The sequence below is a fragment of the Paenibacillus thiaminolyticus genome (genome assembly GCF_003591545.1).
Taxonomy (GTDB): domain Bacteria; phylum Bacillota; class Bacilli; order Paenibacillales; family Paenibacillaceae; genus Paenibacillus_B; species Paenibacillus_B thiaminolyticus_A.
Genome location: NZ_QYZD01000020.1, coordinates 48118 through 71968, shown reverse-complemented (window position 1 = coordinate 71968; position 23851 = coordinate 48118). Strand labels below are relative to the sequence as shown.

Annotated in this window: 21 protein-coding genes and 1 riboswitch; of the genes, 15 read left to right on the top strand and 6 right to left on the bottom strand. The window is 56.0% G+C overall.

What is annotated here, in order from left to right:
- Nucleotides 1-482 precede the first annotated feature (482 nt).
- The 5 genes from abc-f to DQX05_RS19890 all read left to right on the top strand — a co-directional run bounded on the left by abc-f (nt 483) and on the right by DQX05_RS19890 (nt 6344).
- Nucleotides 483-2213 carry a ribosomal protection-like ABC-F family protein gene (abc-f, locus tag DQX05_RS19910; RefSeq protein WP_119795239.1) on the top strand — a complete coding sequence of 577 codons (1731 nt, stop codon included), beginning with the start codon at nt 483-485 and terminating at the stop codon, nt 2211-2213.
- Nucleotides 2214-2375: 162 nt separating this feature from the next.
- On the top strand, nt 2376-3887 hold the full coding sequence (locus DQX05_RS19905; protein WP_119795238.1) for a DnaD domain protein: 1512 nt from the start codon (nt 2376-2378) through the stop codon (nt 3885-3887).
- Nucleotides 3888-3957: 70 nt separating this feature from the next.
- Nucleotides 3958-4905: a primosomal protein DnaI gene (dnaI, locus tag DQX05_RS19900; RefSeq protein ID WP_119795236.1), complete on the top strand. Its 948-nt coding sequence runs from the start codon at nt 3958-3960 to the stop codon at nt 4903-4905.
- Between the two features lie 104 nt (nt 4906-5009).
- Nucleotides 5010-5435, top strand: coding sequence for a MarR family winged helix-turn-helix transcriptional regulator (locus tag DQX05_RS19895; RefSeq protein WP_119795235.1), 426 nt, complete (start codon nt 5010-5012; stop codon nt 5433-5435).
- Nucleotides 5436-5618: 183 nt separating this feature from the next.
- Nucleotides 5619-6344 carry an MFS transporter gene (locus DQX05_RS19890; RefSeq protein ID WP_472924376.1) on the top strand — a complete coding sequence of 242 codons (726 nt, stop codon included), beginning with the start codon at nt 5619-5621 and terminating at the stop codon, nt 6342-6344.
- Here the strand turns inward: DQX05_RS19890 and DQX05_RS33460 are convergent.
- Both DQX05_RS33460 and DQX05_RS19885 read right to left on the bottom strand, forming a co-directional pair.
- Nucleotides 6313-6576 (bottom strand): hypothetical protein, encoded by a 264-nt coding sequence (locus DQX05_RS33460; RefSeq protein WP_472924375.1) that lies wholly within the window; start codon nt 6574-6576, stop codon nt 6313-6315. The two genes, DQX05_RS19890 and DQX05_RS33460, sit on opposite strands and share 32 nt — an antisense overlap.
- Nucleotides 6577-6701: 125 nt before the next feature.
- Nucleotides 6702-6851 carry a YqzM family protein gene (locus DQX05_RS19885; protein ID WP_119795234.1) on the bottom strand — a complete coding sequence of 50 codons (150 nt, stop codon included), beginning with the start codon at nt 6849-6851 and terminating at the stop codon, nt 6702-6704.
- A 250-nt stretch (nt 6852-7101) separates the two neighbouring features.
- Between DQX05_RS19885 and trxA the strand changes: the two genes are divergently transcribed.
- The 5 genes from trxA to DQX05_RS19855 all read left to right on the top strand — a co-directional run bounded on the left by trxA (nt 7102) and on the right by DQX05_RS19855 (nt 13758).
- Nucleotides 7102-7422, top strand: coding sequence for a thioredoxin (trxA, locus tag DQX05_RS19880; RefSeq protein ID WP_006676046.1), 321 nt, complete (start codon nt 7102-7104; stop codon nt 7420-7422).
- Nucleotides 7423-7608: 186 nt separating this feature from the next.
- On the top strand, nt 7609-9810 hold the full coding sequence (uvrC, locus tag DQX05_RS19875) for an excinuclease ABC subunit UvrC (RefSeq protein ID WP_119795232.1): 2202 nt from the start codon (nt 7609-7611) through the stop codon (nt 9808-9810).
- Between the two features lie 579 nt (nt 9811-10389).
- Nucleotides 10390-11589 carry a phosphoenolpyruvate hydrolase family protein gene (locus DQX05_RS19865; protein ID WP_119795230.1) on the top strand — a complete coding sequence of 400 codons (1200 nt, stop codon included), beginning with the start codon at nt 10390-10392 and terminating at the stop codon, nt 11587-11589.
- 106 nt (nt 11590-11695) lie between these two features.
- The gene (locus DQX05_RS19860; protein ID WP_119795228.1) at nt 11696-12928 is read left to right on the top strand and encodes a Tm-1-like ATP-binding domain-containing protein; all 1233 of its coding nucleotides are present in this window, start codon (nt 11696-11698) and stop codon (nt 12926-12928) included.
- Nucleotides 12925-13758: a phosphoenolpyruvate hydrolase family protein gene (locus tag DQX05_RS19855; protein WP_119795226.1), complete on the top strand. Its 834-nt coding sequence runs from the start codon at nt 12925-12927 to the stop codon at nt 13756-13758. Before DQX05_RS19860 ends, DQX05_RS19855 begins: the two co-directional genes overlap by 4 nt.
- A gap of 105 nt (nt 13759-13863) precedes the next feature.
- Here the strand turns inward: DQX05_RS19855 and DQX05_RS19850 are convergent, their stop codons facing one another.
- Nucleotides 13864-15504 (bottom strand): CPBP family intramembrane glutamic endopeptidase, encoded by a 1641-nt coding sequence (locus DQX05_RS19850; protein WP_119795224.1) that lies wholly within the window; start codon nt 15502-15504, stop codon nt 13864-13866.
- A 244-nt stretch (nt 15505-15748) separates the two neighbouring features.
- A riboswitch (cyclic di-AMP (ydaO/yuaA leader) is annotated at nt 15749-15903 on the top strand.
- A 58-nt stretch (nt 15904-15961) separates the two neighbouring features.
- Here DQX05_RS19850 and DQX05_RS19845 point away from each other — a divergent pair.
- Nucleotides 15962-17320: a TrkH family potassium uptake protein gene (locus DQX05_RS19845; protein WP_259392133.1), complete on the top strand. Its 1359-nt coding sequence runs from the start codon at nt 15962-15964 to the stop codon at nt 17318-17320.
- A 61-nt stretch (nt 17321-17381) separates the two neighbouring features.
- On the top strand, nt 17382-18050 hold the full coding sequence (locus DQX05_RS19840; protein ID WP_119795223.1) for a potassium channel family protein: 669 nt from the start codon (nt 17382-17384) through the stop codon (nt 18048-18050).
- 58 nt (nt 18051-18108) lie between these two features.
- On the opposite strand, the gene DQX05_RS19835 is transcribed toward DQX05_RS19840, so the two are convergent.
- Together DQX05_RS19835 and DQX05_RS19830 are read right to left on the bottom strand one after the other, a co-directional pair.
- On the bottom strand, nt 18109-18900 hold the full coding sequence (locus DQX05_RS19835) for a hypothetical protein (RefSeq protein ID WP_119795222.1): 792 nt from the start codon (nt 18898-18900) through the stop codon (nt 18109-18111).
- A gap of 94 nt (nt 18901-18994) precedes the next feature.
- Nucleotides 18995-19909, bottom strand: a complete 915-nt coding sequence (locus DQX05_RS19830) for a LysR family transcriptional regulator (protein WP_119795221.1) — start codon at nt 19907-19909, stop codon at nt 18995-18997.
- 332 nt (nt 19910-20241) lie between these two features.
- On the opposite strand from DQX05_RS19830, the gene DQX05_RS19825 reads away from it, so the two are divergent.
- The 3 genes from DQX05_RS19825 to sdhB are packed head-to-tail and all read left to right on the top strand — an operon-like array spanning nt 20242 to nt 23465.
- Nucleotides 20242-20916 (top strand): succinate dehydrogenase cytochrome b558 subunit, encoded by a 675-nt coding sequence (locus tag DQX05_RS19825; RefSeq protein WP_119795220.1) that lies wholly within the window; start codon nt 20242-20244, stop codon nt 20914-20916.
- A gap of 15 nt (nt 20917-20931) precedes the next feature.
- Nucleotides 20932-22698, top strand: coding sequence for a succinate dehydrogenase flavoprotein subunit (gene sdhA / locus DQX05_RS19820; protein WP_119795219.1), 1767 nt, complete (start codon nt 20932-20934; stop codon nt 22696-22698).
- Between the two features lie 2 nt (nt 22699-22700).
- Nucleotides 22701-23465, top strand: coding sequence for a succinate dehydrogenase iron-sulfur subunit (gene sdhB / locus DQX05_RS19815; protein WP_087440779.1), 765 nt, complete (start codon nt 22701-22703; stop codon nt 23463-23465).
- Between the two features lie 11 nt (nt 23466-23476).
- On the opposite strand, the gene DQX05_RS31460 is transcribed toward sdhB, so the two are convergent.
- On the bottom strand, nt 23477-23851 hold a 375-nt coding region (locus DQX05_RS31460), incomplete at its 5' end, for a hypothetical protein (protein ID WP_220483218.1).

Below are 23851 nucleotides of genomic sequence, written 5' to 3'. Positions count from 1 at the left end.
GGGAGGGGCAGCGGGGGGGACTTTTGACAGAAGGCGGCTCCATCGCATACAATGAAGATATGTCTGCCGCAGCGAGACGGGCGGGCACTACATTTCGAAGGAAAGGGCAAGGTATATCGCCGATGAGCAATTAATCCGAACTGAAGCGAATCATTTTGACGACATCGATTTCAAAATGTACGTTCAGAGAGGATAGATCTGCCTGCGGGCGGATTGTCACCGGCTATGTCTTGACCCATATTCAAGGATATCCTTGCTGTTGCGCGCTTCGGCGCAGTGAGAACTTGCGCTGACACGCGCGGTGGACTGACTGCCTAAGCGATGCAGGCGCTGCAAGAAGCAGGCAGCTTCGGCTGCTGGCGAAGAGACGCTGCCTCTGGGGCACGCGTTGTTTGCGGCTTGCCGGCAGTATGGCCAGCGGCCAGACATCCTTGAGCATTGCCGTATCATCTATCCTCTCTGGAATCCAGGGAGGTTTTTTTATGAATTCAAACAGATACTCAGAAGGCAGACAACTGCCCCATGCTGGCAAGCTTATATTGGAGGCGAGCAGCCTGGCCGCCGAGGCCGGAGACCGCCGCTTGTTCTCGATTCCGGAGACGCTGCGCGTCTATTCCGGCGAACGGATCGGGCTGATCGGGGCGAACGGTGCAGGCAAGACGACACTGATTCGGATATTGGCGGGGCTGCTGGAGCCTGCGCAAGGCAGCGTCCGGCGAATGGCGTCCTCCGCTTTCGTGCCTCAGCTCGACGATATCCGGGATGAAGCCTCGGCCGAAGCGACGCTTAGCGGTGGAGAGCGGACGAAGCGGCGGCTTGAACAGGTGCTTCAGGGCGGCGCCGAGCTGTTACTGCTCGACGAGCCGACCAGCCATCTCGACATGGAGCAGATGAAGCGAATGGAAGAGCGGCTGCTCGATTTCTCACGGAAGGGCACACTGCTGCTTATCTCGCATGACCGGACGCTCCTGAACCGGGTTTGCACGAAAATATGGGAGATGGAACACGGAACCCTCCATATTTATGCCGGCGGCTACGACGATTACCGTGTAGAGAAGGAACGGCTGCGTACGGAGCGCCAGCGCGAGTATGACCAGTATATCGCGGAGCGGGACCGGCTGCAGGAGATGATTGTCCAGACGAGGGTCACGGCCCAGGGCGTCGGCACCCCGCGTCCCCGCAAAGGATTAACCAGCAAGGAGATTCGTTCTGCCCGCCCTCACTTCAACCGCAAGCAAGGGAAGATGGATAAGCGGGTCAAGGCAATGGAGACGAGGCTGGAGAAGCTGCCGCAGGTGGAGCGCCCGTTCGAGCTTCCGTCCGTCGCCTTCGATGCGGAGTGCCACCGGCCCCTCCGGAGCAAGAATGCACTCGAGGTAAAGGAGATGCGGCTCTGCGCCGGGGAGCGGGAGCTGGTGCGGGACAGCAGCTTCCGCATTCGTCCGCAGATGAAGGTGGCCTTGCTCGGGCCGAACGGCTCGGGGAAGACGACGCTGCTGCGGCTGTTGAAGCATGGAAGTGAAGCGCCGGACGGCGGGCCGGAAGCGGGCGCTTCATCCGCCATGATCCGGTTCGCGCCGAATGCGCGCGTCGCCTATTTCGATCAGAAGCTGTACTCGCTTGACCTGCAGGAGAGCGCCTTGGCGAACGTGCAGAAGTCGAGCGCCTACGACCAGACCGCCATTCGCACGGCCTTGGCCCGGCTGCGGCTGCGCCGGGACGAGGCGTTGAAGCCGGTCTGGCAGCTAAGCGGCGGAGAGAAGGTCAAGACGCAGCTCGTCAAGCTCTTCCTGAGCGAAGCCAATGTGCTGCTGCTGGATGAGCCGACAAATTACCTCGACATCGAGGCGCGCGAGGAGCTGGAGCGGGTGCTGGCCGCCTATCCGGGGACGCTTCTGTTCGCGACCCATGACAGGATGCTGCTGGAACGGACGGCCACGCATGTCCTCCGCTTCAGCGGACAGTCGCTGGAGTTGCTGCCGATCGAGGCGCTGCATGCCGACAAGGCGCCGCCGCCGCCGCAGGACTCGCAAGCCGAGGGTACGGCCCCGCAGCAAGCGGTCTGGACAGAAGAGCAGCGGATGAAGGTCGAGCTGGAATGGTCCGAGCTGCTGTCCCGGCTGTCCCAGCCGGTTCGCCATGATGAGGCCGAGAGGGAGCTGTTGGAGCGGCGTTATGCCGAATTGCTCGAGCTGCGCCGGGCGATGCGATGAGCGGAAGATTCCGAACCGGCTGCCGTGCCTGCGGCGGCCAGTACGGACTTGTGTACGGGGCTGCTGCAATAGCCGAACACCGGATTTTTCCCCGAACGGTTCGTCCCCAAGTATGTTACAATAGGTGAACGTGACGTGCACGGATGAAAAGGAGAGAGTGTCATGCGGATGTCCAACATGCATCATTTTACAGAACACCATCGGTATGTGGCCTACCGGGAATTCAGCCTCAGCGAGCTTGATCGGAAGATGCTGTCCCACGTCTATCAGCCGATGGTCGGAGCATTCGCGATTGGGCTATATCATTTATTGTATCAGCATGCACCTGCGGATCGCGCCGGCTACTCGGGCATCGATGCACAGCGCCGCCTGTTCCTGCTGCTCGGGCTGGAGCCGAGCGAGAAGGGGCGCACCTACTTCGTCGAACAGACCTCGAAGCTGGAGGCGGTCGGGTTGCTGCAGACGTCGCGGATGCTGCTTCCGGACATGGAGGAGCATATGTACGAATATGAGCTTCAGCCTCCGCTGTCGCCGCATGAATTTTTCCGGACACAGCATTTGACCCTGCTGCTGCGCGACTTCGTCGGCAAGTACGCCGTGCTGAATCTGAGGGAGCAATTCAGTACGGGCGAGCCGTTCGATGCGACGGTGAAGGAGGCAGAGCGCGAAAATATTTCGATCCCGTTCTATGAACTGTTCCGCCTCAATACGCAGGTGATTGACGTCGAGCTGGAGCAGGCGCTGGATGAAGTGGCACCGAGCCGGGCGTCCGTCCGCCCTCCGGCGGTGCCCGAGGAAGCAGAGGCGCCGGCCTTGAACTATGCCGACATTATTATCCGCTTCCCGAAGCAATCAGTGAACCGCAGCTTCGTCGAACGGCTGCGCTATGACCAGGAAGGGCTCGGCGTCATCAATTATGTCGTCCGCAAGTTCGGGCTCACGCTGCAGGAGACGGTCCGGCTTCTCGATGAAGACGGCATCTTTGCGGAGAACGGCCGCATCGTCATCGATGAGCTGCAGCACCGGGCGCATATGCACTTCCGTCAGAACAAGCGCCGCGGAGAATGGCAGGAGCGGGAGCAGCAGCGCATCGGCCATCTCGGGGAGGAGACCGCGGCCCTGCAAGAGGAAGTCGCGGTCGAGATGGAGTTCTATGTCGACGTCCCGCCGCAGTTCAGCGGCAAATGCGATATTCATCAATACAATATGATGCTTCGCAATACACCGTACACCCAACTGCTGGAGCGTTTTTTCCCGGGAGCGGTGCCGGACTCTTTTTTGGATATGTTCACCAAGATGGATCTCAATTATAAGCTGCCGGATGAAGTCATTAACGTACTCATTCATTATTTGATGACCATGCTCGCACAAGGGGCCGAGCAGCGGTTGAACCGCAACTTCGTCGAAGCGATTGTGTCCAATATGCTGGTGAAGCAGGTCAACACTTATGAGCAAGCGGTAATGTATATCCGCCAGCAGTCGCAGCTGCAGGAGGCGGGCGCGGCCCGTTCGGGCGGGAAGGCCGCTTCGCAGCGGACGCGCAGCCGCTATGGGAAATCGGCGAAGCCGGCGATTCCGATCGTGACCCGCTCGCAGGAGGCGCCTTCGTCGCTGTCGCAGGAGGAGATCGACGCCGCACGGGCGCTCGCCCGGAGATTGGACGGACAAGCCTAGGGCCGGCAGGCGTGCTTGCAGGCTCCCCACACGATGAATATCGAAGACAGAAGACAAGGAGGGCTCCTGCATGGAATCGATAGGCGAACTGTTGAAGCAGCTGCCGCTTGGCAGCCGGCGCGCGCAAGCGGAGCAGAAGATGGCCGAGCTGATGAACCATCCGCTCGTCGCCGAATTCCGCAGCTCCCACCCCGAGCTGGACGAGCGCAGCCTTCGCATGAATATGAACAAATTGTACCAGTACGTGAAGGAGGCGGGGCATTGCAGCCAATGCCCGGGCCTGGATCAGTGCCCGAACGATTTCCATGGGCATTATACCCGGCTGGGCGCCGAGACGGTCAACGGACAGGCGTTCATCTATGACCGCAAGGTCCCGTGCCAGAAGTGGCTTGCGAATGAGCGCCAGCAGTTGATCCACAACCGCGTCCGTTCTTTTTATGTGGATGAGACGGCCCTCAAGCAGGGATATTCCGCCCGGGAGATGCTGGAGATCGACATGGAGCGGGTGCCTGCAGTCAAAAAGGTAATGGAATATGTGATGCAGGCGAAGGAATCCGGGCTGACACCGCACGGATTGTACCTGGTCGGCCCGTTCGGGACCGGGAAGACCTTCCTGATGAGCTATGTGCTGTACGAACTGGCCCGCGCCGGTTATACCGGGGTCATCGTCTACATGCCGGAATTCGTCGAGGAGCTCAAATCGATGTTCCAGGAGCCGCAGAAGCTGCGGGAGACGATCGAGCTGATGAAGGAGACAGATCTGCTCGTGTTTGACGATCTCGGAGCGGAGAATATGTCGGCCTGGGTGCGCGATCATGTGCTCGGCTCGATATTGAACTACCGGATGAACCGGAAGCCGACCTTCTATACATCGAATTATGACACCAACTCGCTGCTGAAGCATTTCAGCTATACGCGCGACGGGGAAGATATTTATAAGGCAGAGCGACTGATGGACCGGATTAAGCCGTTCGCGGACATTGTCCATGTGAATGGGCGCAACAAACGGGGAACGTAAGACACGTGATAAGCGTGTCTTTTTTATGCTCCATTGACAGGATGAGAAGGACGAAATTATAATGGTCATAGCAACTATCGTCGCATCAATAATGGAGGTCCGCTTTGGAATTAGAAAAATATATTGGCGTCATCGTAAGCCGTGCAGATTTGAAATTGAGCAATTATTATCAAAAAGTAGTTAGCCCGTTCGGCATCACCGTCGATCAATGGGAGATTCTTGTCGTGCTGTGGGAGCAGGAGGGCACCACGCAAAAGGAGCTTGCCGAGCGCTTGTACAAGGATCAGACGAACATTGCGCGAATGTTGTTCAAGCTGGAGAAAAAGGGTTTTATCCATCGCGTCACCCATGAGACGGACAGAAGGGCTTTGCGCGTCTATTTAACCTCCAAAGGACGGGAAATCAAGGACGAGATTATGGAACCTTCGATTGAAGCCTATAAAAAAACGATAGCCGGCTTAACCGAAGAAGAAGTAGACAACTTCAGAAGAACGCTTGCGGTGATGTACAACAATGTCAAGGATCTGTAGCTTGCTTGTCTGGGCGAGGTCCTTCATTTTATGGACAAATAGTTGCTATAACTATTATCATCATGACAATTAGATTAGTGGGGGTGGGGGATTTTATTTTCAATTGCGCGGGATAGTCGGTTATTTTTTGAAAAATTACTTGCCATAACAATTAAGGAAGTGACAAGTATATCGGGTACACAGGTGGAAACGGGATCAAAAAAGGCAGGGATCCTCGATGCTCCCTACCGGACAATAACCATCGGGATCGTTTTGATCGTTACGACGATGGCATTTGAAGGGCTGGCCATCACGACCATTGCTCCCAAATTGGCGCATCATTTAGAGGGGATTCATTTATATGGATGGATATTCAGCGCCTTTCTGTTGTCTCAGATTATCGGCACGATGATCATGGGGCAGCAGATTGACAGAAGGGGAGTCACTCGCTCCTTTATGGCGGCCATCATCATTTTTGTTATCGGCATTGTCGTCGCGGCATCAGCGGTCAATATGTATATGCTCATTGCTGGGAGAGCGCTTCAAGGCTTTGGCGCGGGCGCCAGCATCACTTGCGTGTATTACAGCATCACGCTGCGCTATCCGGATGCGCTCCGGACCAAAATCCTTGCGGCATTTTCCGGCGCCTATATCCTTCCTGCATTAATCGGTCCTTACCTGGCAGGAGTCATCGCCGAGCTCGCCTCGTGGAGATTTGTATTTTGGTTTGTGCTCCCTTTTGTTGTGGTGGCCGTGATTCTGACGATTCCTTCCTTCCGGCACATGCAGCAGACCGGGCGCGCATCATCGGGACAACGCCATCATAAGGAAATATATGCCATCGTATTGCCCTGCAGCATGCTGTGCCCGGCCAAGAAGGCGAGGTCTCATCTCAGCTTCAATTCGTCGATGCGTTCGGGCCCGGATTAAGCGTAGGCATTGGCGGAGCGCTCATCGCCATCAGCGATTCGCTTGATTGGGGAATCTGTGCGGGCATCATGCTGGCATTGGCCGCCCAATTGTTGTTCATTGTTATCAGCTTGGCCGCCGCCTGCCGCATTGCAGTCAAACGATGATGAACAGCTTGCCGTCTTCGTCTATCCGCCTGGTGCGGGCTCCGGAAAGGCTTCGATAGCAGCAAAAAAAGCATGCGGCGATGCATGCTTTGCCTTCATGATGGCTCGCGCAGGAACGGATTGAACGGTTCGAGCGCCTCGGCTTGACGCTGTTCCCGGCAGGGCGGAAGCAATCCGGGCCTGCCTCGGAACGACGTATGGCAGTTGGATGTTACGACATAATGAACTTCACGATCACCATACCGAAGAAGACGACGAACATAAACCCGAACATGGCGTTGAACCCGAACAACACGTCTGAAAAATCATTTCTCGGCTCTTCGTTGATATGTTCGCGAGGATCCATCGTATTGGCTTCCATTAGCGCGTCCTCCCATTTGTCCGTCATGTTGCAATGATTTGGATCACAACATGGACAGGTAGTAAAACCCATTTTAACGCCTCTAGTATATCGAACGGCGGCGAAACTGTAAAGTCCGGGCCTTCTTATCGTGTGACAAATTCCTAACAAAATGCATCCCGCCCCGATTTCACATCAAAGTCTGACTTGTGGTATACTTTACTTGTTGACTCAGATATTCTGTTTTTCACGATAAAGGAGGTTCTCTAACATGGCTATCGTAAATGTGTCCGACCAGTCGTTCAAGACCGAGGTAGAAGGTCAGCAGGGCGTCGTGTTGGTCGACTTTTGGGCGCCTTGGTGCGGCCCTTGCAAGAGATTGGCTCCGATTCTCGAAGAATTGGACGGAGAAGTAAGCGGTCAAGCAACGATCGCGAAGGTGAACGTGGATGAGAATCCGGAATCTGCTTCCCGCTTTGGCGTGATGAGCATTCCGACGATCATCGTGTTCAAGGACGGCCAGCCAGTGGACAAAGTGGTCGGCCTGAACTCCAAGGATGCGCTCAAAGGCTTGATTGGCAAGCATCAATAAGCATCCGTGCGGATGAGCATGGAATAGAGAGAAGCCTTCCTGGCTCAGGAAGGCTTCTTTGCGTTGAGCAGAAGCGCAGCGCCCTCTTTTTTGATAAAATAGAAGAGTCATGTATCTACAACGAATGCCATGAGCTTTCGTGCAGGGTGCCGAGGCAGGAACAATGATAGTAAGGAGGGAGCTCGCGTGAGCGACTCGGACAAGAACCGCCCGAACTGGCGCGCAGAGCGGTGGAAGGCCCGCTGGAATGAACGCTATGCCCCGGAACAGGAAGACGAGCTGGATGCCGAAGCGTTGGCCGAACGCGCCCAGGCGCTGGAGCAGATTCATCACAAGCTCGCCTTGCTGCCCGATGCGCCAGGCTGCTATTTGATGAAGAACAGAGAGGGCACAATTATTTATGTCGGCAAAGCGAAGGTGCTCAAGAACCGTGTCCGCTCCTATTTCTCGGGCAGCCATGACGGCAAAACCCAACGACTTGTAGCGGAAATCCGCGATTTCGAATATATCGTCACCGGCAGTAATATGGAAGCCCTCATATTGGAATGCAATCTTATTAAGAAGCATCACCCGCGTTATAATGTGCTACTGAAGGATGACAAGACATTTCCTTATATCAAAATAACGAATGAACGCCACCCGCGGCTTGAGGTAACGCGCCGGGTGCTGAAGGATAAGGCGAAATATTTCGGCCCTTATCCGAACGGCTTCGCCGCCCAGCAGACGAAGAAGCTGCTCGACCGCCTCTATCCGCTGCGCAAATGCTCCACGATGCCGGATCGGGTCTGCTTGTACTATCATATCGGCCAGTGCTTGGCGCCGTGCGAGTACGAGGTGACCGAGTCCGAATACGAAAACATGGTGCAGGAGATCTCCAAATTTCTCAGCGGCGGACATGAAGAGATTAAACGTGAGCTGCAGCGGAAAATGGAGGAGGCGGCCGAGGAGCTGCAATTCGAGCGGGCCAAGGAATATCGCGATCAGCTGATGGCGATCGCCGCGATTATGGAGAAGCAGAACATCAATACATCCGATCAGGTCGATCGTGATGTGTTCGGGTTCGCGGTGGACAAAGGCTGGATGGGCGTACAGATTCTATATATCCGTCGAGGAAAAATGATCGAGCGCCATACGACCCAATTTCCGTTCTATGGGGAGCCCTATGCCGACTTCATGTCCTTCGTGACGCAATATTACAGCGAGAATCCGGCGGTGCCGAAGGAGATTTTGCTCCCGGATCCGGATGGACTGGCTGCGCTGGCGGCTGACGCAGCTGCCGAATTCGCTCCGGCGGCGGTGGAGGCCGTGCAAGAGGGGGACGGAGCCATGGATGCATCCACCCGCATTCCGGATGCAGGCCAACCGGGGGATTCGGCAGACGCGGAAGACTTGGTAGACCTGGAAGACGTGGATGGCGGGTCTAATCTGAAGGGGCTGGACACCGTTCCACATGCCGAAGAGAGCTTGGCGACGACAGAAGCGCTCCAGCAATGGCTGAAGGTGAAGGTCATATTGCCGAAGCGCGGGTTGAAGAGGCAGATGGTCTCGATGGCGATGGAAAATGCGCGGGTCGCTTTGGACGAGAAGTTCAAGCTGGTCGAGCGAAGCGAAGAGCGGACGCAGCGGGCTGCCCAACGGCTGGGGGACGCGCTCGGGATCGGTTCGCTGCGCCGGATTGAAGCCTTCGATAACTCCAATATTCAGGGGGCCGACCCGGTTTCCGCGATGGTCGTCTTCACCGACGGCAAGCCGGATAAGAAGGAATACCGGAAATACAAAGTGCGTACCGTCGTCGGCCCGGATGATTACGAGACGATGCGCGAAGTCATCCGCCGCCGCTATGAACGGGTGTTGAAGGAACAACTGGATATGCCGGATCTCATTATCGTGGACGGCGGCCGGGGTCAGATGTCGGCGGCGCTGGATGTGCTCGAGAATGAACTCGGCCTTGACATCCCGGTATGCGGTCTGGTCAAGGACAACAAGCATAAGACGGCGCAGCTGATGGCCGGATTCCCGCCCGCCATCGTGCCGCTTGCGCGGGACAGCCAGGAGTTCTACCTGCTGCAGCGCATCCAGGATGAGGTTCACCGCTTCGCGATCTCGTTCCATCGCGAACGGCGGGCCAAATCGATGGTGACGTCGGCCCTCGATTCCATTCCGGGCATTGGCGAGAAGCGGCGGAAGCTGCTGCTCAAGCACTTCGGCTCCTTGAAGAAAATCCGGGAAGCATCGGTCGAGGATTTCCGGGAAATCGGGATCGGCGAGAAGCTGGCGAATACGATCCTGGCCTCGCTCCGGCAAGAGAAGGAACCGCAGGAAGCGGAGCCGGATGCCCCGGACATGGAGTCTGCCGATGTAGATAATGACGTGAACAATGATGAATAAAAGGAAACAAGCTGGAAGCTTTGCAGGCCGTTACTGCAAGGCTTCTTTTTTTCGAGACGGTTCCGGTTGACGTACTGTACTTCCGCTTGGCCCTAGTACCGGGCGGCGGCTCGGCCCCTCTAGGCAGGGGTTCGGAGCACCTTATAAGCACTCTCCCCATCGTTCAGAATCGAAGTTGGCACATGTCCCTGACGAGATGGGATCGTGCCCAAAGGGATGGCCGCTTGAAGCTTTCTGATGGTATGGGAGAGGACCCGGATTGTATGAGAGGGGACCCGGATTCTAGGGGAGAGGACCCGGAGAAATGCGGAGCGGAAAACGTTCCTGAGGAGAGGGGAGAGTGCGTGAAAGGAACGGCAAGGGCAACCCCCGGGACGGAAACTGAGCGAAGGGGAGAATGTCTATAAGGATGTTAACAAGAGATCAACTTGGCCTTGGGAAAGACACAGGAAGGCGGAGAGGCGGTGCTGTTTTACCGAACGGCCGGTAGCGGTCGCGCCGGTTTATAGACCGGTCATCCGGGGAATGTTATGATGTTGGTCAAGAAATAAGCATTGAGCCGGTAAAGGGTGTGTTGTCGTGTATTTCGACCGCGAGACGATAAGAACGAACCTGCAAGCGCAGATCCAGGCGAACGGGCATATTATTGGCGTAGCGGCCGGCGCGGGCATCACCGCCAAGTATGCGGTTAAGGGCGGCGCGGATTTCATTTTGGCCTTAAATTCAGGCCGGTTCCGGCAGATGGGATTGAGCTCGTTTGGCGGGCTGCTTCCCTTTTCCAACAGCAACGCTCTCGTGATGGAGTTCGGAACGAGGGAAATTATCCCTATCGTCAGAGACGTTCCCGTTATCTTTGGGCTTTGCGCGACGGATCCGACCATTGAGTTGGAGCAATTTATTGAATCAATTCGGGAACAGGGCTTTTCTGGCATAAATAACTATCCTACCGTCGGATTAATGGGCGGTCTTTTTGGTGAGGCTTTGAAGGAAGAAGGGACTTGCTTCGACACTGAGATCGAGGCGATTCGGATAGCGCATGCGAAAGGCTTGTTTACGATCGCGTTCGTGTTCGAAGCAGATCAGGCACGGCGTATGGCCGCCGCCGGAGCGGATATCGTGTGCGCGCATTTGGGTTTTACGAAGGGCGGCGTTCTTGGCGCGAAAAAAGTATTGTCACTCAAAGCCGCGGCGGAGATGGCAAGAGATATTTTTAACGCTTGCGATGAAGTCAATTCCGATTTCATGAAAATGGTCTACGGCGGGCCGGTCAACACGCCTTCCGACGTGGAGTATATGTACGACAATACCGGAGCTGCGGGCTATTTGGGCGGCTCGTCCTTCGAGAGAATTCCTTCCGAAGCGGCGATTACGCAGGCGGCCAGCGAGTTCAAGGAGGCGGGTCAGAGCGAGCAGGACAAGCTCCTTCGCCATATGCTGGAGGGCGTGGCCAAGCATTATGATTATGTGCAGTTCGTGAAGGAGTATGTAGACGCGAATTACATGAATGAGATTTCGTTTGCCGAGCTAGCTCTGGTAGCCCATATTTCGCGAACGCATTTAAGCTACTTGTTCAGAAAAGAAGTAGGCTGCACGTTTCCCGAATACTTGACGAGATTCCGAATCAACAAGGCCAAGGAATTCATGAAGCAGGGCCATATCGGCCTGTCCGAGGTGTCAGCGCTCGCCGGATACAATGACTATGCCCATTTCAGCAAAACATTCAAAAAACTGACGGGGCTGTCCCCGCGAGAATATCGACATCAGTACAAAAACACATAAATGCCGTACAAATTAACATGAATTGCCCATTTCAAAGCTCTATACTTGAATTGTAAGCAAGTTCAGCAATACGGAGTACTTCCACTTTACCGAGGAGGTTATGCCAGTGAAAACAGTCGCGATAGTCGGAACGTTTGATTCCAAAGGAACCGAGTTTTCTTTTGTCAGAGATATGCTTCAAGGTCTTGGGCTGAATACGCTTACTATCCATAGCGGGGTGTTCGAGCCGATGTTCGTCCCGGATGTCTCTAATGAGGAAGTAGCCAGGGAAGCTGGAGCGGATATTCGTGAAATCGCCTCCAAACGGGACCGATCGCTAGCCACGGAAGTACTCGCGAAGGGCATGGAAAAGCTGATTCCGAGACTGTACGCGGAAGGTAAATTCGATGGAATCCTCTCCTTCGGCGGCAGCGGCGGCACATCGATCGTTACGCCCGGAATGAGAGCGCTCCCAATCGGCGTGCCGAAGATTATGGTGTCGACCGTCGCTTCCGGAAATGTCTCGCAATATGTCGGGACGAGCGATATTATGATGTATCCATCTATCGTCGACGTGTCGGGACTGAACTCGATTTCGACAAAAATATTTACGAACGCGGCCCTGGCGATAGCCGGTATGCTGAAGTTCGAGGTGGAGCATGCCGTGGAGAAAAAACCGCTCATCGCGGCGACGATGTTCGGGCTCACGACGCCTTGCGTCAATCAAGCACGCGAGTATCTGGAGGAACAAGGCTATGAAGTGGTCGTGTTCCATGCGACGGGCGCCGGCGGCAAGACGATGGAACGGTTGATCGAATCCGGATTCTTCGCTGGCGTGCTGGATATCACGACCACGGAATGGTGCGACGAACTGGTCGGCGGCGTGCTCAATGCCGGACCGAACCGGCTTGAGGCGGCCGTGCGGGCGCATGTGCCTCAAGTGGTATCGACAGGAGCCCTGGACATGGTCAACTTCGGCCCGTTCGATACGGTACCGGAGAAGTTCGCGAATCGAACGTTCTACAAGCACAATCCGACCGTCACGTTGATGAGAACGACCGTTGAGGAAAATATAGAGCTGGGCAAAATTATCGCCGGGAAATTGAACGAGGCGACTGCTCCGACTGTGCTCATGCTGCCATTGAGGGGTATATCCGGGCTGGATGTGGAAGGACAGCCATTCTACGGACCGGAAGAGGATCGGGCTTTGTTCGATACATTGAGACAAGATATTGACCGCAATGCCGTAGAGCTCATCGAACTGGATGCGGACATCAATGACAAGAGCTTTGCACTGGCCGCAGCCCGGAAGTTAGTCGAGCTGATGCGGAAGCGCCCACAAGAGGAGGATGCAAAATGAAACAAACCCGACAGGAAATCATCAGTCAACTGAAAGCGCAAGTAGCCAATGGCGACATGATCTTGGGCGCCGGAGCAGGAACGGGGATTTCCGCCAAGAGCGGCGAAGCGGGCGGAGTCGATTTGATCATCATTTATAACTCGGGAAGATATAGAATGGCCGGCCGGGGCTCGCTCGCGGGATTGATGCCTTACGGGGATGCCAACCAGATCGTCGTCGATATGGGGGCGGAAGTATTGCCGGTCGTGAAGCGCGCTCCGGTGCTGGCGGGCGTATGCGGTACCGATCCGTTCCGCATCATGGATGTGTTCCTGAAGCAGTTGAAGGAGCAAGGCTTTGCAGGCGTGCAGAACTTCCCGACCGTCGGCCTGATCGACGGCGTCTTCCGGGCGAATCTGGAAGAGACGGGCATGGGCTATGATCTGGAAGTGGACATGATTCGCAAGGCTCATGAGCTGGATATGCTTACGACGCCGTATGTGTTCGACGAGGAGCAGGCGATGAAGATGGCCAAGGCGGGCGCAGATATTTTGGTTGCGCATATGGGCTTGACGACCAAAGGGACGATTGGCGCAAAGACTGCGCTCACTCTTGACGATTGCGCCAAGAAAATCCAGGCCATCGCTGACGCAGGCCGTTCGGTGAATCCGGATATTTTGGTTATCTGCCATGGCGGTCCGATTGCGGAGCCGGAGGATGCCCGCTATATTTTCGAGCATACGACGGGCATCGACGGATTTTTCGGAGCTTCCAGCATCGAGCGGTTCGCTGCCGAGGTTGGCATCCGCCAGCAAGCTGAAGCGTTCAAAAATGTAAAATTGAAATCGTAAATGATGAAAAACAGCGTTGCGGGGCCTGTCTCGCGACGCTGTTGCAAATAAGACGTGTACGGGTTAACCCGCCGCTAGGCAGGGTCAACCCGCACACGTCTTTTTTCATGGCAGGCTTGCGCTATACCGATGGAAATACCTCACGCCGTACACGATCAACACCGGCAGCGCCAGATAGAATATGCCAAGTCTGAGGCCGGCCGCTGTGCCCTCCAGCAGATAAGAGATGCTCATCAGCACGTTGTCGAGCATGAGATGAGCGAACATGGCGGTCCAGAAGCCATGGCGCAGCATAATGGCGAGGAACAGGAGGCCGATTATGAGCAGCTCCACCGGACGCGAATAGTAAGGGTAAATTGGATAAGTCACATGGCCGAAGGCCCAGATCAAGGTCGGAATGACCCCGGCTGCCCAGGGGCTCCGAATCCAGCGGATCAGCAGGCCGGTCCCGAACCAGCGGAATACGCCTTCCTCCGAAATCGCCGCCATCCAGGCGAGGAGCGGATAGAGGGCTGGCACGGTTAGATTGAGCGGAGACATGGAGGCATCGGCAGCCGACCATGCGCCGAAGCCGGTCTCCAGCGTCAGGAAGATGACGCTCTGTACTCCGAGCAGTACGCCCGCATACAGCGTCCCGAGGCGGAATGACCGGGTCAAGACCATGCCGAATGACCGATCGCGCCATGTCGGCAGCAGCTCGCTTCGTCCTGTCTGCCTCCAGAAATACGAGCCCGACACCAGCGAAAAATAAAGGAACAGCCCTTGCGTAACCGTGATGGCCCCTTGCAGCACGAGGGCCACATTCAGATTCAGCTCCGTACGGGGCACTCCGAACTGCAGGACGACCAAGCCGGGCATCATATTCCACATATGGAGCATGGAGATGGCGCACGACAGAAGCGACAGAGTGATTAAGGTGCCGGAGCCGAAGCGGATCCGCCGCCGGTAATAAATACAAGCCCACAGCGCGAGCATACTGAGTCCCATCGACATCCACCGGTAGCCGATACGATAGAGGGAACCGGCGGTCTCGGTCTGCTTCACATCAATGTCCTTGTAATCGGACGGAACGCTCCAGACGGGATGCAGCGCCACGACGCGATCTGAGCGCATGCGGACGACCAGTTCGAGCCGGGCAGCGCCGACCTCGCCCTGCTTGACGGAGTAGCGCAGTTCATCCGCCTTAGACGAATGATCATCCTGCAGCTCCAGCTTGGATACGTCCCAGCCGAGCGCGTTCAGCTCGCGGTCGGCAATTGGCCGTGCCTTCTCAACGTCGAGGATGGGGGCCTCCGATTGCGGACTCCCCGGTATGGCGGCTAATTCATACCCCACGACGCTGCCGCTTGTCATATGTACATCAACCTTCAAAATGTCGTTCCCATCGGGTGTAGTGACGCCGAGCAGGACTTGATAAATATCTATCGGGGCCTGGCTGTCCCAGGGAGCATAGACGGCGGTCAGCCTTTCCCGGTTCATATATCTTGACGTCAGTCTGTCGGTCTGGTAGACGACCGTCGGCTCCTGTTCCGACAGCATGATGCGGCTTCTCCACGGCTCGCGCTTCGCAAATTCAACTGCCCGCTCGGCAGCCTGCCGCTTCGTGAGAAGCGTTCGCTCCTGCTCTGGCCCGGTCCGGTTCGCTTCCTGAAGCGAGGGAATAACAATCTGCAGGAGCACAAACACTATAAATCCAATGATCGAAGCCAGCCATAAACGTTTCGTTACATGATGGGACACAGGCATAGAGCTACCTCCGTTATCGTTTCCGGTCCTTTTCATTATTGTATCCACTCTATTGGCGGAAAGTCCAGGCATGAAAATTATGGAATAAACTAGCTACACGCTGAAATAGAAAGCGCGAAAGACACAGTGAGAGATTAGGATAGGATGTAAGCGCTATTTAAAGTCTTTTTCCTGTATTTTTTGTTTATTTTGTGCCTGCATCGACTTTGTGCCCCTGACATGAAACGTATATAATCTCGTTATGAATTGAATACGGCCGAATTTCGTGAATTACGAAAGCGGGGGACCCGATCATTGGGGTGAATTTTGCGCCGATCCGCATTATGGATCGAGCAAATAGGGCGGCCTGGACGCGCCCGAATCCGTCAGCTAACCTCGTAGGCATTGAACGTCAGGATACCAGCGTTAGCATTGGATTTCCAGTGCTTTTTTTCGTGCTGAAAATGAGGTGATTTCGCTGAAATCAATTAAGAAAGCATCCCGGTGGAAGCTCACCCCGCCGCGAATTCTTGTGACGGGGTTCGGGACGATTATTCTCATCGGGGCGCTACTGCTGATGCTTCCGATAGCCAATTCGGATGGCCAGCCTCTCCCTTTCATCGATGCGCTGTTCACAGCCACGTCGGCAACTTGCGTAACGGGGCTTGTGGTGGTGGATACGGGCACGCATTTCACCTTGTTCGGGCAGATCGTCATTATTACGCTGATTCAGGTCGGCGGACTTGGCTTCATGACGATGGCGACGCTGTTCGCGCTTGCCTTCCGCAAGCGTATTTCGTTGAAAGAACGTCTCATTTTGCAGGAAGCGCTGAATCAAGGCAGCATGGAGGGCATCGTCCGCCTGATTCGCAGGGTGCTGCTGTACGCCTTCAGCATCGAAGGTGCGGCGGCGGTGCTGTTCACGCTGCGCTGGTCCTTTGACCTGCCGTTCGGCAAGGCATTGTACTTTGGCATATTTCACGCGATCTCGTTTTTCAATAACGCCGGCTTCGATCTGTTCGGTTCCGTATCGGGACCGTTCAGCAGCCTGACCCGGTATGTCGGCGACCCGATCGTGAATACCGTCTCGATGCTGCTGATTGTGCTGGGCGGACTCGGCTTTATCGTCCTGTCCGATGTGGCGGAATACCGGCGCACCCGCAGACTGGCGCTCCATTCCAAGGTCGTGCTGACGATGACGGGCTTGCTCATCGTAGTGGGCGCCATCGTCATTCTCGTCTTCGAATTCACGAACCCGGCGACGTTGGGCGGTCTGAACGGCTGGCAGAAGATGTGGGCGGCATTCTTCCAATCGGTCAGCCCCCGTACAGCAGGAGCGAATACGGTCGATATCGGCGCGATGCGGCAAGCAACGCAGTTCTTCATTGTCGTGCTGATGTTCATCGGCGCCTCTCCCGGCTCGACGGGCGGCGGAATCAAGACGACGACGTTCGCCATTCTTATCGGCGCCGTCATCACGATGATTCGGGGGAAGGAGGACATCGTCATCTTCCGCCATCGGCTGGGCAAAGATCGGATATTTAAGGTGGTCACGATAACGTTGATGGCATTGTTCATGGTGATCGGGGTAACGATGGTATTGTCCACGACCGAGGATCATCCATTTTTGATGATATTGTTCGAGACGACTTCGGCGTTCGGGACCGTCGGATTGACTGCGGGCCTGACGACCGATTTGACCGTGATCGGCAAATTATTGATCTGTCTGATGATGTTCGCGGGGCGGCTGGGTCCGATCACGCTGGCCTATGCCTTAGGCCCGAAAAGCGAACGTGAGCTATTCAAGCACCCGGAGGGCAAAATTACGATCGGATAAAAGGTCGTCATTCCGGGATTACCAATAGAAGAAGAGTAATGGGCGAAGGAGCAATACGAACATGGAGTTACAACAATTTGCAGTCGTGGGGATGGGCAGATTCGGTTCGAGTCTGGCACAGGAGCTGGTCGAGCTCGGCCATCAGGTGCTGGGGATCGATAAGGATGAAGAGGTTGTCTCGGAGATGAACAACGTCTTGACGCACGCAGTCGTTGCCGATGCGGCGGATGAGGATGTCCTTCGTTCGCTCGGCATCCGGAATTTCGATTGCGCCATTGTTGCGATCGGGAATGATCTGCAGACGAGCATTCTCGTCAGTATCCAGATGAAGGAGCTTGGGGTCAAAAAGGTGGTTGCCAAAGCCGTGTCCGAGCTGCACGGGCGCGTGTTGGAGCGGATTGGCGTCGATCGGGTCATCTATCCGGAAAGGGATATGGGGATCAGGGTCGCCCACCAACTGGTGTCGCCGAACCTTCTGGATTATATCGAACTGTCCAAGGACTATACGATTGCGGAGCTGAGTGTGCCCGGCAATTTGTGCGGCAAGACGCTCAAGGATGTCAACCCGAGAGCCCGGTACGGCTGCAGCATCGTGGCGCTGCATAAGCCGAACGGCGTCATTATTGCTCCATCGGCCGAGGATGTCCTCCAGGACGATGACGTCATGGTCGTCATCGGAACGAATGCCCAGATCGATCAATTCGAGGATCAGATCGGGAAGCGCAGGTAGATACAACAAAGCCCTCCAGGCCATTCCGGCGGAGGGCTTTGTTGCATGCAGGACGGGATTAGAACAGAATTTTGGTCATAATCAATAAGAGAAGGAAGTAGCCGCTTAGGCTGGCCAGCACATATACGAAGCGGTTATTCCGCGACACTTGGGCTTGCTCCAGCGACTCATAGATGGTCATCATGACCGATACGAGCCAGGCGAGGCCGGCGATGGAGAGCGCCAATAAATAGAATGACAGCAGCGTGATGAGTCCGGCGACCGCATAGATAGGTCCGTAAGGCATCTGCATCGCCGCTAACTGCACGAAGAAGGTCTTGGCGTCGAGCTTCCGTCCGCCTTTCCAGCGGTTCACGAAGTAGAGCGAGCCGAAGAGGGCGGCCAAGGCGACGAGATGGAGCAGCATCAGCTGCAGAAAATACGAAAACGGCGGAGCCGTGCTGCCAAGTCCGATCGGCAGGGAGCCGAACAGCAACTTCGCGAATTGGTTAATGAACAGATAGCCAAAGAGCGCAAATCCGATCGCAGACGCGGCAGCCCCGATCACGCCGTACCAATAATCGGCTCCCGTCGTCATATAGTTGGCCGCCTGAGGCTCCTTCATGAGGCGGACGACGCGCGCCATGTCGATATTCGACCTGGATGTCTTCGGTGAGCCATAACCTGGATCCATCGGCTGCACGGGTTCTTGCGCATGGCGCACGGGACACGGCTGCTCCGCCGCGGCGGCAGTCTCCCGCCGATCTGGAGAGGACGCCGGGAGTTCATCTGCCGTCCGCCCGTCATGAACCCGGCACGTATGTACTTCGTGATCCTGCAGCGGTTCGCCGCATCGATTGCATACTTTCATCTTATCTACCTCCTAGATTTCCCCCATCATGCATGAACATATCGTGTCTCGTGTCTCTGTATATGTAACAGTACTAGATTCGACGCATCATCTCCTATTCCTGCTTCGATTGTACATTCCATCCGGATGCGGCCCGGGCCGTCTCTTCAATGAACCGCCTTGCGGTCAGACTGAGTGCGGCTTGCTTCGCATAGACAAGCGACGTGATCCGCTCCGTCTGCACCAGCTCCTTCAGATGGATGGCGACGAGTCCGTTGTCGTCTAGCCATTCGGAGCGCAAGTACGATTTGGGGAGCAGCGCGGCGGCATGGCAGGGAGACAGCAGGCGGACGATCGCTTCGAAGGAGTCGATTTCCATCCGGATGTCGGGCACGATATGGTGGCGCCGGAACAGGTCGTCGATCAGCTTGCGGTACCAGGTCCCTTTGGAGAACAGCAGCATCGGAAGGCCGTTCAGCCGGGCAATCGAACCCTGATCGCCGGAGGCCAGCTCATGCTCCCGCGGCATGACCAGTTCCAAATGATCGGAGAACAGGGGAAGACAGACGAGGCTCGGATCGCGGATCGCGTCGGCGACCAATCCGACATCAACCTTTTGATCCCGGATGAAGGATATGATCTCGTGCGTCTTGCCAGTTACGGTTTTCAATTGCGCTTCCGGATATTTTTCGACAAATAAAGAAACAAACAGCGGCAGCGTTGTCTGCAGCGTCGTCAAGCTCGCCCCGATCGTGACGGACGCATGGCCTTCGATCTTGTAATCCGCGATCGACTTCAAGAAATCAAGCTGCCGGTTGCGGATGTCGAGCGCGAACTCATACGTAATCTGACCGACCCGGGTCAGCTCCAGCCGCTTGCCGTTCCGGATGAACAGATCGACGCCGAGCTGGCTCTCCAGCTTCGCGATCTGGCGGGAGAGGGCGGGCTGGGACAGGTTGAGCCGCTTGGAGGCCTGATTCAAGGTTGATAATTCAACGACGGTAGCGAATGATTCCAGCAAATCGAGCACTGCAATTCCTCCTTTTGCCATGTAATAAGAGGCTAGCATTTCAGATAAATGACTTTGATATGCGTAAAAGTTATTAAAATTATAAAAACATTGCAATACCATTATAAGAGAAAAAGAGGTAACATGAGAAGTGTCACAACTTAGTCACAAGTATGGAGAGCGGTTACATCGGTACCGCCCAAGAGATCCAGCCGCATGGCATAATGTGGATCGCCTCCGATTTCGCAAAAATGACAAAATGTTGACGCTTTCGACAGGCACGGGTAAAATGGGGGTTGTTTCATTTACCAAAATCTACTGGTACGTACATGGAAAGGGGAAACGGCACGCTTATGAAACGAGGTTATTTTTACTCGCGGAAGTTGCATTCGCTTCTCGGGGTTATCCCGCTCGGCTTCTTTCTTGTGGAGCATATGCTGACGAACTTCGCGGCATTTGACGGCGGGAAGGAAGCGTTTCAGAGCAGCGTCAAGATGTTGAATGACCTGCCGCTCATTTTCTTTCTCGAGATGTTCGGCATCTGGCTTCCGCTTCTGTATCACGGAGTGTATGGTCTCTATATCGCCTATACCGCGAAGAACAACGTAGGGAACTTCAACTACGGGCGCAACGTGGCATTTCTATGGCAGCGGATTACGGGAGTCATCACGTTTATTTTCGTCACATGGCATGTGTTCGAGACGCGCTTCCAGATTACACTCGGCAATGTGACGCATGAAGAGCTGGGCACCCATATGAACGGTATCGTATCTCAGCCGCTCATGTTCGCCGTCTATACGATCGCGGTCATCGCGGCGTCGTATCATTTCACGAACGGACTGTGGGCCTTCCTTGTCAGCTGGGGAATCACGATTGGCCCGCGTGCGCAGAAGGTGTCGGCCAAGATTTGCATGGGCTTGTTCGTGATCATGTCCGTCTTGTTCGTCTTGTCGCTGATCGGCTTCCGCGGAGAAGAGTTCCAGGCGGCTTCCGTTATGATGGATACAGTGAAATTGGTTATTGGTTAAGGGGGAGGACGCATAATGGCTAAGCAGAAAATCATCGTCGTCGGCGGCGGTCTCGCCGGTCTGATGGCTGTCGTAAAAGCAGCGGAGGCAGGCGTGCACGTTGACCTGTTCTCTCTGGTTCCCGTCAAGCGGTCCCACTCCGTATGCGCTCAGGGCGGAATCAACGGGGCGGTCAACACGAAGGGGGAAGGCGACTCGCCATGGGAGCATTTTGACGATACGGTATACGGCGGGGACTTCCTCGCGAACCAGCCTCCGGTCAAGGCAATGTGCGAAGCGGCGCCGGGCATCATCCATTTGATGGACCGGATGGGCGTCATGTTCAGCCGCACGCCGGAAGGGCTGCTTGATTTCCGCCGCTTCGGCGGCACGCAGTATCACCGGACAGCGTTCGCTGGAGCAACGACCGGCCAGCAGCTGTTGTATGCGCTTGACGAGCAGGTGCGCCGTTGGGAAGCCGCCGGTCTCGTCACCAAGTATGAGCATTGGGAATTCTTGTCGTCCGTTATCGACGAGGATGAAGTGTGCCGCGGCATCACGGCGCAGGATCTCCGCTCGATGGAGGTCAAGTCGTTCGCGGCCGATGCGGTCATTCTCGCGACCGGCGGTCCGGGCATTATTTTCGGCAAGACGACGAACTCGGTCATCAATACCGGCACGGCAGCCAGCGCGGTCTACCAGCAGGGCGTCCGCTATGCGAACGGGGAATTCATCCAGATTCACCCAACGGCCATCCCGGGAGACGACAAGCTGCGCCTCATGTCCGAATCCGCGCGCGGCGAAGGCGGGCGGATTTGGACCTACAAGGACGGCAAGCCATGGTATTTCCTCGAGGAAAAGTATCCGGCATACGGGAACCTCGTGCCGCGTGATATCGCGACTCGGGAAATTTTCCATGTCTGCGTCGATTTGAAGCTCGGCGTCAACGGCGAGAACATGGTCTACCTCGATCTGTCGCACAAGGATCCGAAGGAGCTTGACGTCAAGCTCGGCGGCATTATCGAGATTTACGAGAAGTTCATGGGGGACGACCCGCGCAAGATTCCGATGAAGATCTTCCCGGGTGTCCACTATTCGATGGGCGGCATGTGGGTCGACTACAACCAGATGACGAATATCAAGGGCCTGTTCGCCGCAGGGGAATGCGAATACCAGTATCACGGGGCGAACCGTCTCGGCGCCAATTCCCTTCTGTCGGCCATTTTCGGCGGCATGGTCGCGGGGCCGAAGGCCGTGGAATATATTCGCGGACTGGATAAGTCCGTTGAGGATATCTCCTCCAGCGTATTCGACCGCGAAGTCAAGCTGAGAGCGGATCGGTACGATAATCTGCTCAAGATGGACGGTAGCGAGAATGCCTATGTTCTCCATAAAGAGCTGGGCGAATGGATGACGAACAATATGACGGTCGTCCGCTACAATTCGAAGCTGGAAGAGACCGTCGTGAAGATTAAAGAGCTGAAGCAGCGTTATGCGAGCATCAATATGTCGGATACGGCGCGCTGGAACAACCAGGCCGCCAGCTTCACCCGCCAGCTATGGAACATGCTCGAGCTGGCCGAAGCGATGACGAAGAGCGCCCTGCTTCGCAACGAGAGCCGCGGCGCTCATTACAAGCCGGACTTCCCGGATCGGAACGATGAGGACTTCCTCAAGACGACGATTGCCGATTGGACGCCGGAAGGGCCGGAGATCAGTTACGACGAGATAGACGTATCACTCATTCAACCGCGGAAGCGCGATTATACGACGGATAAAAAAAGTAAAAAGAAAGGAGAATAACGATGGCGGAAGCAGTGGCATCATCCAAGAAAATTAAGTTCATTGTGACGCGTCAGGATTCGCCTGATGCAGCTCCTTATACCGAAGAGTTCGAAATTCCGTATCGCCCGAACATGAACGTCATCAGCGCCCTGATGGAGATCCAGCGGAATCCGGTCAACGCGTCGGGCAAAGAGACGGCTCCAGTCTGCTGGGAGTCGAACTGTCTGGAAGAAGTGTGCGGCGCCTGCTCGATGGTCATCAACGGCAAGCCGCGCCAAGCCTGCTCGGCCTTGATAGACAAGCTGGAGCAGCCGATTCGCCTGGCTCCGATGAAGACGTTCCCGATCGTTCGCGACCTAGTCATCAACCGGGAGCGGATGTTCAATGCGCTCAAGCGCGTCAAGGCATGGATTCCGATTGACGGCACCTATGATCTGGGACCGGGGCCGCGCATGGCGGAGACGAAGCGCCAGTGGGCGTATGAGCTGTCCAAGTGCATGACCTGCGGCGTATGTCTCGAAGCTTGCCCGAACGTGAATGACAAGACAAGCTTCATCGGACCGGCGCCGCTATCGCAAGTCCGTCTGTTCAACGCGCATCCGACGGGCGAGATGAACAAGGATGAACGCCTGGAAGCGCTGCTGGACGATGGCGGCATTGAAGGCTGCGGCAACTCGCAGAACTGCGTCCGCTCCTGTCCGAAGGAGATTCCATTGACGACATCCATCGCGGAAATGAATAAAGACACGACCAAACTGATGTTCAAGCGCTGGTTCAAAATGTAACCAAGGCTGCGTCAGGCCACAGGGCGTCCCGGAAGCGGGGCGCTCTTTTTGTTCTGCCCCTCGGTGCGCGCGTCGCGATAGGCCGCCACCGTGAAAGCGCGCCGCGATAGGCTGCCACCGCGAAAGCGCGCCGCGAAAGGCCGCCATCGCGAAAGGGGCCGCCACCGCGAAAGCGAGCCGCGAAAGGCCGCCACCGCGAAAGCGAGCCGCGAAAGGCCGCCACCGTGAAAGCGTGTCGCGAGAGGGGCCGCCACCGCGAAAGCGAGCCGCGATAGGCTGCCACCGCGAAAGCGAGCCGCGAAAGGCTGCCACCGTGAAAGCGTGTCGCGATGGGCCGCCACCGCGAAAGCGAGCCGCGAAAGGCCGCCACCGCGAAAGCGAGCCGC